The 16,502-nt window shown below is 45.5% G+C and carries 16 protein-coding genes; 8 read left to right on the top strand and 8 right to left on the bottom strand.

The window, feature by feature from the left end; translation table 11 throughout:
• The first annotated feature begins 189 nt into the window (after positions 1–189).
• From manD to AC0VYA_RS01425, 8 genes are all read left to right on the top strand, one after another.
• Positions 190–1,407, top strand: a complete 1,218-nt coding sequence (gene manD / locus AC0VYA_RS01460; protein ID WP_475491015.1) for a D-mannonate dehydratase ManD — start codon at positions 190–192, stop codon at positions 1,405–1,407.
• Positions 1,408–1,458: 51 nt separating this feature from the next.
• Positions 1,459–2,598: a Gfo/Idh/MocA family protein gene (locus AC0VYA_RS01455; RefSeq protein WP_011573220.1), complete on the top strand. Its 1,140-nt coding sequence runs from the start codon at positions 1,459–1,461 to the stop codon at positions 2,596–2,598.
• A gap of 11 nt (positions 2,599–2,609) precedes the next feature.
• Positions 2,610–4,382 (top strand): sodium:solute symporter family protein, encoded by a 1,773-nt coding sequence (locus AC0VYA_RS01450; RefSeq protein ID WP_475489827.1) that lies wholly within the window; start codon positions 2,610–2,612, stop codon positions 4,380–4,382.
• 3 nt (positions 4,383–4,385) lie between these two features.
• Positions 4,386–5,333, top strand: a complete 948-nt coding sequence (locus tag AC0VYA_RS01445) for a hypothetical protein (RefSeq protein ID WP_475489826.1) — start codon at positions 4,386–4,388, stop codon at positions 5,331–5,333.
• A gap of 260 nt (positions 5,334–5,593) precedes the next feature.
• On the top strand, positions 5,594–5,764 hold the full coding sequence (locus tag AC0VYA_RS01440) for a hypothetical protein (protein WP_475489825.1): 171 nt from the start codon (positions 5,594–5,596) through the stop codon (positions 5,762–5,764).
• A 43-nt stretch (positions 5,765–5,807) separates the two neighbouring features.
• Entirely contained in the window at positions 5,808–6,194 is a 387-nt protein-coding gene (gene rnk / locus AC0VYA_RS01435; protein WP_473477595.1) for a nucleoside diphosphate kinase regulator, read from the top strand.
• 44 nt (positions 6,195–6,238) lie between these two features.
• Positions 6,239–7,591, top strand: coding sequence for an NADP-specific glutamate dehydrogenase (gdhA, locus tag AC0VYA_RS01430; protein ID WP_475489824.1), 1,353 nt, complete (start codon positions 6,239–6,241; stop codon positions 7,589–7,591).
• Positions 7,592–7,685: 94 nt separating this feature from the next.
• The gene (locus AC0VYA_RS01425; protein WP_475489823.1) at positions 7,686–8,132 is read left to right on the top strand and encodes a DUF2798 domain-containing protein; all 447 of its coding nucleotides are present in this window, start codon (positions 7,686–7,688) and stop codon (positions 8,130–8,132) included.
• 38 nt (positions 8,133–8,170) lie between these two features.
• Here AC0VYA_RS01425 and AC0VYA_RS01420 read toward each other — a convergent pair whose 3' ends face one another.
• The 8 genes from AC0VYA_RS01420 to AC0VYA_RS01385 all read right to left on the bottom strand — a co-directional run bounded on the left by AC0VYA_RS01420 (position 8,171) and on the right by AC0VYA_RS01385 (position 16,493).
• The gene (locus AC0VYA_RS01420) at positions 8,171–9,586 is read right to left on the bottom strand and encodes a TolC family protein (protein WP_475489822.1); all 1,416 of its coding nucleotides are present in this window, start codon (positions 9,584–9,586) and stop codon (positions 8,171–8,173) included.
• Positions 9,586–10,614, bottom strand: a complete 1,029-nt coding sequence (locus AC0VYA_RS01415; protein WP_475489821.1) for an efflux RND transporter periplasmic adaptor subunit — start codon at positions 10,612–10,614, stop codon at positions 9,586–9,588. Before AC0VYA_RS01415 ends, AC0VYA_RS01420 begins: the two co-directional genes overlap by 1 nt.
• On the bottom strand, positions 10,607–12,286 hold the full coding sequence (locus AC0VYA_RS01410; protein ID WP_011573212.1) for an ABC transporter transmembrane domain-containing protein: 1,680 nt from the start codon (positions 12,284–12,286) through the stop codon (positions 10,607–10,609). The genes AC0VYA_RS01415 and AC0VYA_RS01410 overlap by 8 nt, the downstream gene beginning before the upstream one ends.
• 366 nt (positions 12,287–12,652) lie before the next feature.
• Entirely contained in the window at positions 12,653–12,868 is a 216-nt protein-coding gene (locus AC0VYA_RS01405; protein WP_011573211.1) for a TIGR02450 family Trp-rich protein, read from the bottom strand.
• A gap of 24 nt (positions 12,869–12,892) precedes the next feature.
• Positions 12,893–13,315, bottom strand: coding sequence for a hypothetical protein (locus AC0VYA_RS01400; RefSeq protein WP_011573210.1), 423 nt, complete (start codon positions 13,313–13,315; stop codon positions 12,893–12,895).
• 142 nt (positions 13,316–13,457) lie between these two features.
• Entirely contained in the window at positions 13,458–14,495 is a 1,038-nt protein-coding gene (locus AC0VYA_RS01395) for a succinylglutamate desuccinylase/aspartoacylase family protein (protein WP_475489820.1), read from the bottom strand.
• Between the two features lie 263 nt (positions 14,496–14,758).
• Positions 14,759–15,103, bottom strand: coding sequence for a hypothetical protein (locus tag AC0VYA_RS01390; RefSeq protein WP_475489819.1), 345 nt, complete (start codon positions 15,101–15,103; stop codon positions 14,759–14,761).
• A gap of 802 nt (positions 15,104–15,905) precedes the next feature.
• Positions 15,906–16,493, bottom strand: coding sequence for a pentapeptide repeat-containing protein (locus AC0VYA_RS01385; RefSeq protein WP_475489818.1), 588 nt, complete (start codon positions 16,491–16,493; stop codon positions 15,906–15,908).
• Between the last annotated feature and the right edge of the window lie 9 nt (positions 16,494–16,502).

Raw genomic sequence — 16,502 nt, 5'->3', positions numbered from 1 at the left:
TTTCAGCACATGAGGTAGCTTGGTGTGTTGACATACTGCGGGATTATGCTAATTTGTTCAACTAAACCGGTTTAGTAGATGTTTTGCTAAACATTTCGGAGCATTTTGCCACACACAGAGCGTGTCAGCATTGCTATGTGGGGCAAAGCGTTAGCAGCTCATGCGAAGATGATGATAAGAGGATGTCAGTTGAAAATTACCCAAGTGAAGGTGTTTGTTTGCAGCCCAGGCCGAAACTTCGTTACCGTTAAAGTGATGACTGACGAGGGGATATTCGGCTTAGGCGACGCAACGCTGAACGGCCGTGAAATGGCGGTTGTTGCGTATCTTGAAGAGCATGTTGCGCCTTGTTTAGTTGGTCGAAATGCCCACGATATTGAAGACATTTGGCAGTATTTATACAGAGGTGTTTACTGGCGCAAAGGCGCTGTGAACATGGCAGCTATTGCTGCGATTGATATGGCCCTGTGGGATATCAAAGGCAAAGCCGCGAATATGCCAGTTTATCAATTACTTGGTGGTAGAAGCCGCCGAGGCGTAACCTTATATGCCCATGCCAGTGGTGAAACGATTAACGATACCCTAGACAAAACCGCAGAGCATATTGCCCAAGGCTTCAAGGCTGTGCGCCTACAATGCGCAGTGCCAGGGTTGAATGTGACGTATGGCGTACTTGGCGATAAGGCCGATTACTTTGAGTTGCAAGGCAGCAGGCCATTACCCCCAGAAGAAGATTGGTCGACGCAAAAATACTTCAACATGGTAGTGGATTTGTTTAAACAAGCTAGAGAGCGCTTTGGTAACGACGTGCATTTATTACATGATGTGCACAGCCGCTTGACGCCTATTGAATCTGCGCGTTTAGGCAAATTACTTGAGCCGTACAATTTGCTGTTTTTGGAAGATGCGTCGATCGCTGAAAACCAAGACAGCTACAAAATCATACGCCAACACACCACCACTCCACTGGCGATTGGTGAAACCTATAACACCATTTGGGACTGCAAAGACCTGATTCAAAATCAGTTGATTGATTACATTCGTGTAGCAGCGACCCACGCTGGTGGTATTACTCCCCTTCGCCGCATTGCCGACTTCGCCAGTATTTATAACGTAAAAACCGCCCCTCACGGCGCACCAGACCTCTCTCCTGTGTGTTTTGCTGCTCACATGCATTTAAATTTGTGGGCACCCAATTTTGGTATTCAAGAATTTGTTGGTTTTGGCAATGCGCACTCCAGGCGGATTTTTAAACACACAGTAGAAGTGAAAGACGGTTTGGCAAACGTCAGCGAGGCCCCAGGCCTTGGAATAGATTTTGACGAACAAGCCGCGAAAGAATATCCCTATAAACGCTCGTATTTACCGGTCAGCAGGTTGGAAGATGGCACTGTATGGAATTGGTAATTCAGCATGTTTAATTATGAATTTAGTCTTTGATAAGTAGAGATAAATAGCATGAGTAAAAGCATAAAAGTATTAATACAAGGTACAGGTTTCGCTGGGCAAGGCCACGCAGATGCGTTTAGGTCGGTCGGCGCTGAGGTGGTGGGTATTGTCGGCAGAACGCAAAGCGTTGTCGAACAAGTCGCTAAAGACATGGATATTCCTTTTGCTGGCACAAATTGGCAGGAGGCACTGGCTGAATGTAAGCCTGATGTGGTGTCTATTGCCACGCCAGGTGGGGCTCATGAGGAAGCGATTACCCAAGCCATTGAGTTTGGATGCCACGTGTTTAGCGATAAGCCTTTGACCGCGACTGGCGAGTCCGCTAAAAAGCTACATGAATTAGCGCTTGAGAAGAACGTAAAAACAGCTTTCGCGGCCAGTTTTAGGTACATGCCTGATGTCATATACGCTAAGCGAATTGTGGCGGCGGGAGCCATAGGCGAGCCACTAGAAGTGGAGTGTATTTCGCACTTCAATTTAGAGCGAGATATTCCCTTTGGATGGTCGCATCGTAAGGAAGACGGCGGCGGGCGTTTAAATAATAACTTTACCCATAAGCTTTCGATTGTCACTTCGATCATCGGCGAAAAAATACTGTCGGTAATGGGCGAGGTGCGTGACGACTTAGGGCGAGCACCAATAGTGGAAGGTGTGCACAACTTCAAAAAGCGTCGTGACTATATACCTGACGATCTCAATGACCCCGCTTTAAAATGGGGAGAATCAAATGTGGAATGGTCATATACGGTGCTAGCGAAACTCGAAAGCGCATTGGCCGAAAAGCCGGTATCTGTGTTGTTCAAGCATGGCGGTTTGCATCCGCGTTTCAATGAAGATCATATTGTTATTTATGGCAGCAAGGGCGCTATTTACATCAAAGGTCACTATGGCAGCGGCCCTTTATATTTTTACGACTGTAATAACCATTGGACGCGGTTGCCATTACCGGATGATATCGTCGAAAACACCCCACAGGGCGAAGGCGATACCGAGCGTAATTGGCGCTACCTTATTCGCGAGTTGGTTAAAGATATTCGAGGGGAAAAGGTACTTCCCTATCAAACGTTTAAAGAAGGTGCTCAATATCAACAACTAATTGATATTATTCGTAAAAATGATAATTGGGTTGACGTTAGTCATCTTCAATAAAAGGTCTTTTCATGTTTTATGAATACTTGGTTATCGCTGGCTACTTTTTATTGATCTTAGGCATTGGTTTTGCCTTTAAGAATATGGCGAAAAACTCCACCAGTGATTACTTTCGTGGTGGTGGTCGCATGCTGTGGTGGATGGTTGGCTCGACGGCGTTTATGGCGCAATTTTCCGCATGGACATTCACAGGGGCTGCGGGCAAGGCTTTTACCGACGGCTTTGCAATTAGCTTGGTATTTTTCGCCAATACCATTGCTTATTTTTGTGGCTGGGCGTATTTCTCGGCGCGCTTTCGCCAGATGCGGGTTGATACCCCAACAGAAGGTATTAAACGGCGTTTCGGTAGCCAAAACGAGCAATTCTTTTCTTGGGCGTTAATCGTTTTTAGTTTTATCAACGCAGGTGTGTGGCTAAACGCATTAGGCGTATTCGCCAGCGCCGTGTTTGAAGCGGACATTACCTTAACCATAATCGTGACCGGGTTAACCGTGGTGTTCGTATCGGTGCTGTCTGGTGCTTGGGGCGTTGTGGCATCTGACTTTGTGCAAACCCTTATCGTAGCGGTTATCTCGGTGGCGTGTGCCATCGTTGCCCTCGTGATGGTGGGCGGCCCAGTCGAACTGGTAGAAAACTTTCCAACCGATTTTGTGATGGGCCCTGATATGAACTACGGGGTAATTTTAGTCGGTACCTTTATCTTCTTTTTGGCCAAGCAAATGATCACCATCATGAACATGCATGACGCCTTTCGATTTTTAAACGCAAAGGACTCAGACAATGCCCGCAAAGCCGCACTGCTGGCCATGGTATTGATGGGAATTGGCAGCATAGTGTGGTTCATACCGCCTTGGGCGTCAGCGATTTTATACCCTGATGCGGCGGCGTCATACCCTGAATTAGGCAACAAAGCGGCCGATGCGGTGTATTTGGTGTTTACCCGAAACGCTATGCCGATGGGTACTGTTGGTTTGTTACTCGCAGGGTTATTTGCTGCAACAATGTCGTCGATGGACTCGGCATTAAATAAAAACGCCGGTATTTTTGTGCGCAGCATTTACCAACCCTTTTTGCTTAAAAAGAAAAAGAACGTAGGTGACAAACAACTGCTAACGGTCAGTCGTTGGGTGAGCTTTATCAGCGGCATTCTGGTCATTGTGGTGGCACTGTTCTTTAAGTCATTGAAAGAACTAAGCCTGTTTGAGCTGATGATGAGTGTATCGGTAATGGTCCAAGTGCCGTTACTCGTACCATTAATCTTCGGCTTGTTCGTAAGGAAAACGTCGAACTGGGCACCTTGGGTAACAGTGATAATCGGTATGCTGGTATCGTATTTAACGGCCAACGTATTCACCCCACAAGTATTTGCCAATTGGATAGGCTTAGAACAAGCCTTTACGCGCCGGGAATCAATCGACGTTAATTTAATGATTACCATCGCCGCTCACTTAGTGATCACCGCTGGGTTCTTTTGTTCAACTTCGTTCTTCTACCAAGAGGAACGAGACGAGCATAAAGAAGGAACAGATCGCTTCTTTACCGATCTAGAGACGCCTGTCATTGCCGACTTCGAACAAGACGAATACGACAAGCAGCAACGCCACAAATTGGGCTCCATGGTGATGTTTATGGGAGGCGGTATGGTCGTAATGATGTTGATACCCAACCCGATGTGGGGTCGCATGGTATTCGGCTTGTGTGCGATAACCATTTTAGTAATGGGTTATTTGTTAAGAAATAGCGCTAAGCCAAAGCGTGATTCGCTTCAGGCAGAAAAGGGGTAATCAATGTTCAGCTTAACAATAAAACATCTCGCATACATGCTGGTCATAGCAAGTGTTGCAACAAGCGGAGGCTGCAACACGCGCGGTGATAGCAATGTACACACTGCTCATAAAGCAATGGAGACCAGCCCAACACTAGTTACCCTTACTCATGGGATTGATGAGTCAGCGGGCGAGCTTCCAGCGTATATCGTGAAAATAGCTAACGCGACTTTCTATCTTGAAAAGCAAGGTGGCGGGCTGTCGAGCCTGCTTGACGCTGATGGTGTCGATTGGATTGGCTTTAACAATATTGAAGGCACCGGTTGGAAGGGCGAGTATCGGGGTTTTCCAAACGCCGTACATAAACAAGATGGTAGTTATTTTCACGCCATGAATGCAGGGACAGACCCCTCTACCTCAAAAGTAACCATTGAAACCGCTGAGCACGTTCAAATTGTTTTCACTTCAAGCAATGCAAAATGGCAAGGCCAGTGGGACTTTTACCCAGACAGATGCGATTTTACCATGACAAAAGTGAGCCAAGGTTATCACTACTGGGTGCAGTACGAAGGCGTACCCGGCGGACTCATGAATGAAAGCGATTTTTGGTATAACTCAGCAAATGACCAGCCACACCCGATCAACGAATCATTCAAGGGCGATTTGCCCAGCCCAGAATGGTTTGCCTTTGGTGATGAAAAATCAACGCGCATGTTGTATTTGTTACACCACGAAGATGAAGTTCAGCCTAGTCATAAGCAAGCAGATAAGATGCAGTTAAAGGATAAGCCGCTAGAAGATAGCCACCCTGATGATTACGTGAGTCGCCCTTATATGACGGTGCTGGGCTTTGGCCGCAGCAATAAAGACAAGTTCCTTAATACCCCACAACGCTTTTCAATTGGGTTTGTTGAATCGACGCATTACGCGGATCTTGATAAAGCCGTCAAAAATTTAGTCGCCAAGTAAACCAAGGGGTTAGAACTGATCTGATAATGCAAAATACGGTGTTAAAAATATACCCTATTTTGACTATTGTATTTATTTTTAAGCGAGCTATCATCGAGTACATACGTCGAGGAAATCATGTTTAAGAATAGCAACATCAACTTTATAAAGAGTAACCTACTCACCTTACCAAATTAAGCCGAGCGTAGCCCTTACGCTCGGCAGCTGTCCCTTTTTGTTTGTTTTTAGTCATCAGTTCGGTTGGATAATTAGCCGTGCTTATGCGTATTTTAAAATCGTTTAAAACCTTACTTTGTCCACCTGACTTTATGCTGCAAGACGCAGACTCTCGGATTTTATTAAATCCTGTGGCGCTATCTTCGCTGTTAAATCGCTTAGCGTTTTGTGACAGCGAAGGCGCGAAGAAAAACAAAAGTAGCCAGACAACGTAAGGGGCTTAATCGAGTTTTTTAGTTAACACGAAGAAAAGAGATTATGGAAAAACAACCAGACATTATTATTTCTACTGCCGATTTGGCAGAACTTGAATACCAACTTGAGCGCTCTAAATTGCCCGATGATGCTATCCGGGCGATCGAAAACGAGTTAGACCGAGCAACCATAGTGGCGTGTAAAGACCTACCAGAAAATGTGGTCGCCATTGGTAGCCAGGTCACGTTTAAGATTTTAGATAGTCAAAAAGTATTTACCAAAACCTTATGCTTACCCCATGACAGCGTAAAGTTTGAAGACAGCATTTCAGTCTTCGCGCCGATAGGCTCGGCATTGATTGGTCTGAGCACAGGCCAATGCATTAAATGGCAAACCCAGCGCGGACAGCAGTCTGTGGAAATTATTAAGGTAGAAAGTAGAAAGCGCTAGAAAGCTCAACCGACATAAGCAAAGCAAAATAAAGAGGGTAATGAATGACATATATTCAACAAACAATAACGGATTTGAAACTCAGTAGTCCGGCGCAGTCTGAGTTTTATCAGGCAGTTGAAGAGGTGTTGCATTCGCTGGAACCACTGCTAGAAAAGAACCAATACTATCAACAGCAAGCCATTATCCAGCGCATAGTGGAGCCCGAGCGCCAAATTATGTTCCGTGTGCCTTGGGTGGATGACAATGGCGATATTCAAGTCAACAAAGGCTATCGGGTTGAATTTAATTCTGCGTTAGGCCCTTATAAGGGGGGTTTGCGTTTTCACCCGACTGTAAACGCAGGCATTATAAAATTTCTCGGCTTCGAGCAAATATTCAAAAATGCATTAACAGGGTTGCCTATCGGTGGCGCTAAAGGTGGGGCTAATTTTGATCCCAAGGGTCGGTCTGACGCCGAGATCATGCGCTTTTGCCAGTCTTTTATGAGTGAGCTTTATCGCCACATAGGGCCCACTTGTGATGTTCCTGCCGGGGATATAGGAGTGGGTGCGAGAGAAATTGGCTATCTGTTTGGCCAATACAAACGCTTAACAGGTCGATACGAGGGCGTAATGACTGGTAAAAGTCTGCTGTGGGGCGGCTCATTAGTGCGAAAAGAGGCGACTGGCTATGGCGCCGTATATTTTGCGGATTATATGCTTGAAGAGCGCGGCGATAATTTGCAAGGCAAGCGTTGTTTAGTTTCAGGGGCGGGCAACGTCGCTATTTATGCTATGGAAAAACTGTATCAACTAGGCGCTACACCGATAAGTTGTAGTGACTCTTCTGGTACCCTTTTTCATGACAGCGGAATAGATCTAAAATTAATCAAACGACTGAAAGAAGGCCGTCGCTGCGATTTGCTAGAGTACCTTAAAACCTATCCTGAGGCCCAGCATACAGCTGTTACTGATTATCCCCTTGACGGTCACGCAGTGTGGCGCTATCAAGCTGATGCAGCTTTTCCTTGTGCTACCCAAAATGAACTGACGCTCCAAGATGCTCAAGCGTTATTAGAAAACGGCTGCCAGTTGGTCAGCGAAGGGGCGAACATGCCCTCGACCAACGATGCAGTTGATATATTTTTAAATGCAGGCATTGCCTATGGCCCAAGTAAGGCCGCGAATGCTGGAGGTGTCGCTACCAGTCAGTTAGAAATGGCTCAAAACGCCAGTATGCAAACTTGGCGTTTTGAGCAGGTGGATCAAAGACTCAAACAGATCATGAAAAATATATTTATCGCGGCGAGTGAAACGGCCAAAGAATTTGGTGAAGATGGAAACCTAGTATTAGGCGCTAATATTGCCGGATTTCGTCGCGTGGCTGATGCGATGATTGAGCAAGGGGTGATTTAAAAGAAACCTCAAAATAGTTGACTTTGTCAACCACATGTTTATCATCCACGTTTCGAATTTCAATTCTGAATCTAACGGACTGTGGGTAGACATCATGCATAAAACCTTGAATAAAATTTTGCTTGTGGCCGCAATGGTCACACTCGTCGGCGGCACGTTTACTGGCATTATGACGTATTCAAACATTGGCTTTAGTGACGATTTTTCACGCCAGTGGACATTCTCGTTTATGCAGGCGGTGTGCGTGATTTTCCCTATGGGAGTGCTTATCATGTGGACAATGCACAAGGTCGTTGAGGCTTTTTTCGGGCGGTTATCGAGCTTACATAAAAATCTGATTTTTGGTTTTGGTATGGCGCTTAGCATGGAGGCCGTCATGGCGCTGAGTACAACGTATCGCAATATCGGCTTGGGCGACTGGCAACAATTTAGCCAAGCCTTTCTCGCTAGTTACTTGATGGTGCTGCCTGTTGCCTTGGTCCTTTCCCCCATTATGACCTTGTTAATAAAGCCTAAGATGGAAGCATTTTTAGCCAGCTAAAGATGCTGCGACCGGCTCTGACTGTGACCAAAGAGCGATTACCTGATAGACAATGTATGTGCTCTAAGTGTTTTCTGAATAAATGGATGGTCTAAGACGGCGTTTATTTTAAGGAGCGCGAGCTCTTCACGAAACACATTAATACGTGTGGTAAGGGCTTTTAATTCCGCTTGAAATGCATCGGCTTCTCGATTGTTGAGCATAAAAAAATCGCTGGAGCCAAATTCAAACTGCCGCTGTTCTTGTTCAAAGAGCTTGCGTGATAAGACGACCTGCTTGGTTTGCATATCATGCAAGCGCTTGGCATAGGACAGATTCACCAGACGTTCTTGTCGTTTTGCATCAATTGATTGACGTAATGCGTTTGTTTTTGATTCCAGAGCGTAGATTTCATACTGAGTTCTGCTCTTTTTGGCTTTGGCTTGCGTGCGGTCAAAAGGGACTGAAAAATACAAGCCTATCTTGGCCTCAGTGTCTTGCAAAGACGTAGGGCCTGAGCCTATGTCTCGCGCCACTTTGGCTTCGATATCGAGCTTAGGCAAAAGTGCCACCTGTGCCAAACGCATTTTTTGCTTGAGAGCTTGCATCTCTAGGGCTTTCGCCGCCAGAGCCGGGTGGTTATCTACATCGCTGCTTTTTACCGCCAAATTAAATGACGCAGGCCAGGTGATTTTCGCTGCACTTTTAGGCGCTTGGCTCTGCTCATCGAATGCCTCGCCACTGTGCATGTAATAACGCAATTTCTGCATATTAGCGCGTACTTTTCGCTCAGCGGCAAGCAAGGACGATTGACGCTCTAGTAATCGGGTTTCAAACTCTAACAACTCAAATTCAGCCACATCGCCTTCTGCGACGCGGGTTTTTATGCCCTCTTGGCGATTAACGCTGACCGCGACTAACTGCTCGATTTTGTTGAAGTAACTAACGGCTTCTACCCAATCCAAGTAGGCCAATATGGCCGAGTAGTAAAACTCACTTTGGGCAAGTTTGGCTTCTTCGCTCCACATTTTATACTTGAGGCGGGCGCTGGCCATGGCGGTGCGTTTCTTGTCGGTGTCGCGGCCTTGTAGCAATGACAGCTTCACGCCCAATGAGGCTTCACCGCCGGATAGGGTCGCGTACTCTTGTTCGTACACAGGGAAATCGCCGTCAGAAATACGGTATTCAGAAAAGATTTCCGCGTTGTAAACTTCAAGAGGCTTAGAGAACTTTTGACTTGCCTGCAAACCATCATAATAACCGGCGACGCGCGAAAAGCTGTTGTGTTCAAGTTTCGCGTCATAAGCGCCATCTGCGTATTGAATGTCAGCACCGTACTGCCCTGTGGTGGCATCAATTGCGAGAATTTCTGGATGGTTATTGGCCACAGACGACAAGTATTGTTGCAAGGTAAATGCCGCTGATGACGCAGAAAAGCCAAGCAAAACTAAAGCACTTATCAGAACTCCATACATCAGGTTGAGCTCTCACTAGTTTCTTGCGAACGCACGGGAGGGAAGTTGTTTAATTGTCGCCATAACTCGTACCCTAACCTGACTTCCTCTAAGAGGATCCACGCCCTGACACGGCTCCCCAAACGTGCGCTTTCGTGTTCTGGCCAAGCCACTGTTGTATTCACAGGGGCAATCCACACAGTGAACATACCGAACTGGTCAGCGACCGGTTCAACGAACGACACCACACCCTCAAAGGTGCCGACTGACATGCCGGGCCAGCCACTAAATTGGAATGTTGGCCAACCTTCGAACTGGATACGTACCTTTTTGCCTTTGGTGGCTAATGCTGCGTCGAGACCATTAATTTTGATACTAATCTGGCGTTCAATATTCGCCGGAACAAACCAGCCTAAAATGCTACCAGCCGTCACATAAGTCGCAATGCCGCCAGATTGGAGCCTAACGACTGTGCCGTCCATTGGTGCATACTTAGTACGCGTCTCTTGGCGGGCCAATGTCATCTTAAGGGTATCAAGATCTTCTTCTGTTTTTGATGCTTCGGCCTTTAGCTTTTCAAGCGCAATTTCGACAGCTTCAACTTCTTTTTGCGAGACTAGCCCTTCTTTGAGTAACTTCTTTTGCCTTGATAAGTTACTTAGGGCATTTTGCACAGATAATTTGTTTGAAACGTAGCGCTGATTTGCGGCTACTTGTTGCGAACGCAGCTTTTCTAAACGGTCTGAATCTACATCGACCAAAGTGACGATAGGTTCGCCTTTTTTAACGTTGTCGCCTTCTCTAACGTGCCAGGTTTCAATTTGGCCATTGAGCAGAGCTGATATGGGCTGGATACGGTACAAAGGGTCGGGGGAATTTACTGAGCCCGTGCCGTAGGCGGTTTGCACCCAAGGGGTAAAGGTAAGCAATAAGACTGCTGCGATGACTAAGGTTACGACCAGCCAGATAATGGTTGTATGGGTTTTAGGGACTTTTAAGCTTTTCAGCGTTTTCATGGCACCCATGAAATCAGTATGGGCGTTACTCATGTTCTGCCTCCTGACTTGTATTTACATTGGGCTGGGGCTCTTTTTTGCTTTCTAACTCAATAATGCCATTAAAAAATGCCGGCGTTGGTGCATTCGAAAAATACAATACGGTTAGATCTGTTCTTTCTATCACGCCTAAAATACGCTCTCGTCTGATGGTCGGGATCGCATCGAAATGCTGGTTGATGACCAGCACTTTTGGCTTAGAAAGCATCACCACGACTAACTTTAGTAAGATAAATTCAAGTGGCTGCAAAGGTGTGCCTACCGATGAAATTGGCGTTTTGAGCTTTAGCGGCAACGAACTGATCACATCCGCTAAGCCGACTCTTTCTATGGTGGCGTTTATCTCACTGGTGGTTACATCGGGAACACACATGTGTATGTATTCTTCGATAGTACATTCGATAATTAATGAGCGGTCTAATACAAATACGGCTTGGCGTAAATCGTAGGTGTCGTAATCAGACAAGTCGCTATTATCAAGATTTATCCACCCGGAAGAGGGAACCTCATAGCGTTTGAGTAAGTTAACTATGCTGCGCTGGGTCCAATTGGTCTGAGTAGAGACAAAGTATTTATCCCCTTGTGCGATTTGTTTGTCGATAAGGCATGATTCGCTTTTACGCTTAATAATCACCTTATTGAAATCAAGTGCACCGCCAGCTGGCGCAGGTTTGGATGTTTGTTCTAACGCCTCTTGAGGTATGTTGATAGCGCCGCCAATTTTGTCTGCGGTGCCATATAGCTCGTAATACAACTTTAAATAATGACTGAAGTTAGACAGCCCTAAGAATACTGCGGCCATAATCAACTCTGCGGCAACCAATTGCCCGATGGACAACTGACCAATAATGACCAACCAACCACCTAAACCAAGCAAAGCCGAGCTTGCCAGTGCGTAAAGCACCAGAAACATAACGACTTGTTTAAAGGTGAATGAGAAGTGGCGAGAGTGATTATCCACATACTCTGAAACGTAGCGCTCGGTTTTTTTGCCTGCATAATCAAATTGCGAAGACGATTTTAAAAAGTCGTTTGCTGATGCTAAGTTACTCAACCATTTCGCAGTCGTGTACTTAGACTCAGATAGGCGCACCGCTGTAACCTTTGCTTGAGTTGACCAGAGTCGCCAGATTGCATACATAATTAAAATGACGCACAAGTTGAATGCCAGCAGAAATGGGTGATAAAAAGAAACCAGAGTAAAACCGACAATCATCTGCAAGATCAATGCGATACCATCAACCATCAAGCTAGGGACGTTCTTTTGCAATGTCATGATGTCGAAATAACGATGGGTGATTGATGTGTTTTGGCTGCCCTCAAAGTAGCTATGGGGAGCCAAGATAGTGCGCAAGCTTAGATCAGCGACTAAGCGTGCATAGATGCGCCGTTCATAATACTCCATCACCCGCATGCGTAGCGCTGCGAAACACCCCGACAGCAGCAAAGTACTAAACAACACGATGGCAAGGGTAATGACCGCGCGCGTTGAAGCGATATTGGCTATGGTGTTGATCAAGGTTTGTACGGCGATTGGCACAGCTAATGTCAATAGGCCAATCACTACGCTATAAGCGATGACGACAGCGAAAAAAGAACGTTCTGGTTTTAACAGCGCAAACAAGGTTTGGCGCAAGTTAACTAGGTCAATATTTTTGGAGGACATTTTTGGCTCGTCTTTTATGGCGTCAATACACGGTCAATTTCAATGTTGTTAACTTTATAAAAACTGAGCTATCACAGGAAAACTCTACAGTGAAAGGTAACTTGTACCCAATTCACGCTGGATAGCTTACTGATTTATTCGCAAAATTAAAATCGATTATCGCTGCTGAGCATATAAAACTGATTGATATTTAACGCGCTTTTACGTGAAAAACAGTAATTTGGCTCATTTATAGATATACAAATTCTATCGTGGGCACTGTGCGCTAGATTGCGCGGATGATGAATACTGCATACACCGCTGTTACTGTTATTGCTGCTGATACATTTGCGTCGCTAAGAAAGCAAAATTGGATCGTAAGCTGTACTATTTCCAACCTTGTTGCCATTGGCCGCTGTTTTTTAATTCCTGCCAATCTATAGAGGTAGCGCGTTTCGTCATCACAGCTTCAATGCAGCAGATTAGCACTGCACCTTCTTCATCAAACTCCACTTCAGAGACAATGAAGTGCTTTTCTTTGTTCTGGGGCCTTACCGCCGTCCATTTGCTGTTGAGTAGCTTTTTAGGGTTAATTTGATGCATACACGGCCTTTAGCTAAGATGTAATTAGGCAATGAGCGACGACGTTAATAACTCATCAATCTCTGCTTTGAGCTCTTTATCTTCGATTTTATTGGCACTGATTTTCGCAGCCTGTAAGTTCTTAATTGCCTCGCCTGTGCGATTCAACTCTATTTGTAGTTTCGCCATCGAATAGGCGATAGATGACATATGGTCTTTCGAGTTTATCGCCGTAGCCTTGTCTAACGCTTTTTGGTAAATAAGCACGGCATCGCTTAGATCTTCGGTGAAATCGGCCAATGTTTCCCACTGCTCAGGGTGATCTTTATTGGTATTTTGATGCTCAAGGCAAAGTGCTTTCAACTCATCGTAAAGACGATCAAACGCCTTCTGGTCGTTCTTGTTAGCAGCCGTCATCAACTTTTCAGATAGGCCATAAACCGCTTTATATATTTTGGTATTAATCATCACGCAACCCTTTTAAACATCATCAAGCGACGAAGAGCTCTTCGCAGCGCATTGTATGCCAGCAAAGATAACATGAAACATGGAATTCATATTGAGATTAGTAAAGCCAGAAGTGCAAAGACCATTTGCACTTCCCAGTGAATTATTGGACACCAATGGTTATCAACGCTGCCCCTTTGTTCGCTGGCGGCGCGTTTTGAAGCATCAACACCACACCGCGGTTTGGCGCCCGAAGCTCAGCGATAGGTTCACCAAAGTAATCGCGCACTGTCCCTAGTAGCGCCCCTTTGTGCACGAATTCGCCAATTTCACACTTAGACTCAAAAAAGCCTTTTACTGGGGTTTCTACTTCGACAAGTTGTTCGTAAATAGTTTGACCTTCTGAAGCAGGTAAGGTGCTGGGAAGCATGTCGATACCCGCAATTAGACGGCGCAGTGCATCAAGATATGCCAGCACGTCTACTTCTTCGTTATGGCCACGATCACCTATCTCTAGCGTCAGGCCGGGCTTGCCACGTGTCATTGCTGTATTCGGGTAACTAATTGAATTGGCGGGATCTCTTGGGCGGTCACCGTATAAAATGATATGACGCATACCGGAGGCTTTGGCCCAGGCCAGAGTGCGAGCATCTAGTGCTTTATCACCCACGAAGGGCGCGTATATATGCGGCCATAGTTGCTGATATGCGCTCCCTGAATGCAAGTCAGCAAGATAGTCACTATTGCCGATGATCTCTTCTGTTAAAAAATGCGCAAGACGCTCTGTATCAGAACCTTTGGCGTTGCCAGGAAACTCCCGATTTAGATTCTTTTTGTCATTTGGATGCAGAGCGCTTAGGCCGTATTGGTGAAGCGCAGGCAAATTTGCCGCATGCACAAGAATGAGCGTTCCTTTAAGTACAGCTGGGTCAACCTCTGAGCGCAAACGTTGTAGGGCTGTGATTGCTGGGAATTCGTCGCCATGGGTTCCTGCAGAAAAGGTCAAGACCGGGCCTGAGTCAACCCCATGGAAAACGGTGATCGGGACCTGCATATCAGTATCCGTAACGTTGGCAAAAAATGAACGCTGCTCACCTGCAGGAATGCTGTTGCCTGCTAATTCGAAGGGCAAGCGAGCAGCATTTGCTAGGCTGGTGATAAAGCACATAATAATCATTAAATAGCGGGATCGTAGATGCATCGTTTTTCCAGTTAGGTCATGAAGATCAAGAGATTGGGTTTACACATCACATGCCATTGAATTGTATATGAAAGACCTAGCTTCCAGAAGACCAGAGTTGAAGATCGCGGATAGCGAGAATATTGCTGAGCGGAGCATGTTTGATGCGCTCGTTGTAAACCTAGTGGTAGCTGCAGGCAAATGATTGAGCGAAGCGCATGCTAACTAAAAAGATAACATGGCGAGGCTGCGCTTGATGCTCGCAGCCAGAAAGCTAGCGAAAACTACATTTGCACGTTAGCGCTTTGCAAGTACTGCATATTACTTAACTCAAGCAATGACAGGCCCCGCGTTGCTTGTTCAACAGCCATTTTACTCCAACCTGAGTCGGCATGTTTACGCGCTATACCAAAATAATAAGCGGCGCGTTGAACACGCAATTTGGTATTACGGTCTGACAGGTCATATTGCATGCCGGTCAATTTTGCCTCTAACTGCTGTAGCTCAACAGGCATCACCGACATTGCTGCGGAATTTTGGGTGGAAACACTCTCATCAGCCTGCGCATTCAATAAAAAGCCACCAGCGGCTAAAGTGATTACTGTGGTCAATGACAATAAGGTTTTCATGGTTTCTCTCTTTAAAATTAATAGTTAAACAAGACCTTAGGTCTTGCGCTAAAACAGTATTTGCAATATCGATACCCTTTAAAGCCAAAAAGCTATATAAGGAGTTCACCAATTAAAAATCTGTTTTGAATCATAAAGATAAAGAAAAATAAACGACTGCTTCACTGCTTATCTTACCTATTATTAATCATCAATAGGCCTGTATCTTCCTGAAAAATTGAGAGTTTTTTACACACGTCAGATAAAAACTACTGACGGTGTAATGGAATGTTTTCTATGCCTTGTTGCTACATAAAATAAGCTCCCATCTCTAGGGCGCAGAAAGTAACACAACCTAAAATGGTTAACGATTAGACAATGTATGTAGAAGCTTAGGAAGGTCGCTGTTACCGACTCCAGTATATTGAGATATGCGTGGTGTGTTTTGGGGACACTGTCGTAGAACGGTTAACGCGCTTTCCTGACTACGCAGCAACGTATCAATCTCGGTGCTATCAATGCCGATTTCGCCGAGCCATGCGTTAACACGTAGATGGCCACAACGGATCAGCAGTCTGATGGATTTAACTACATTGGATGAGAAGTTTGTTGAGCCGGCTTGTTTAAATCAGGCTTTCCCTAAATGGTTTGCACCAATCTTTGAATGTAAATAGAAAGCCCTGTCCATTAATCTAATATCGCTTTCCCATTGAAGAAGCGTGAGTTGCTTGAACTTGCATAGGGCTCGGTTCATGAATGAGATGGCAGATGGCAGATGGCAGATGGCACGGATACTGTTAGCTCAACTCACAAAATGCAAACTTTAGTCTACTAACTCAATCCCTAATGTAGCTAACAACTCCAACGCCTCAACGCGAGAAAAGCGTGCCTTATCTACACGATTTTGCCTTAAATCTATTTGGTACCCCTGGGCTTGGGTGAAATCAGCTGAAGTCAAAGTCGTATTATGAAAGCGGCTTTGATCTAGCTCACTGCCTACAAAACGCGCTTTACGCAAACTGGCTTGGGTAAAGTCGGCATCATGCACTTTGCAATCAATAAGCTGTATAGCCCCCAGAGCCAAGCCAAAAAAAGAGCCGGAGTTGAGTATGCAGTCTTTAAATTTTGGCGGGTTTCCCAAATGACTAGTCCAATCTGCTTGCGTCCAGTCAACTGCCAATAATTTACAGCGAATAAAAATGGCACTGTGAAACTGGCTATTGTTCAATGCCAGCAGCGACAAATCACAATCGACAAATTCACATTCATCAAATACACAAAAGCGCCATTGCCCTTCCCTCAAATCAAGCTTTTCGAACCTGCACTGTTCGAACCTCATGCTCTCCCAGCAAGCTTCACTGGCTAAAGGGTGTTGATGACCAATCTCGTCATCGTAATATTCAATGCCCAATACGTTACC

It is taken from the genome of Paraglaciecola sp. QJM3NY_14, assembly GCF_056173245.1.
The sequence above is the reverse complement of the archived record's forward strand: the minus strand, read 5'-3'. Positions and strand labels throughout refer to the sequence as shown.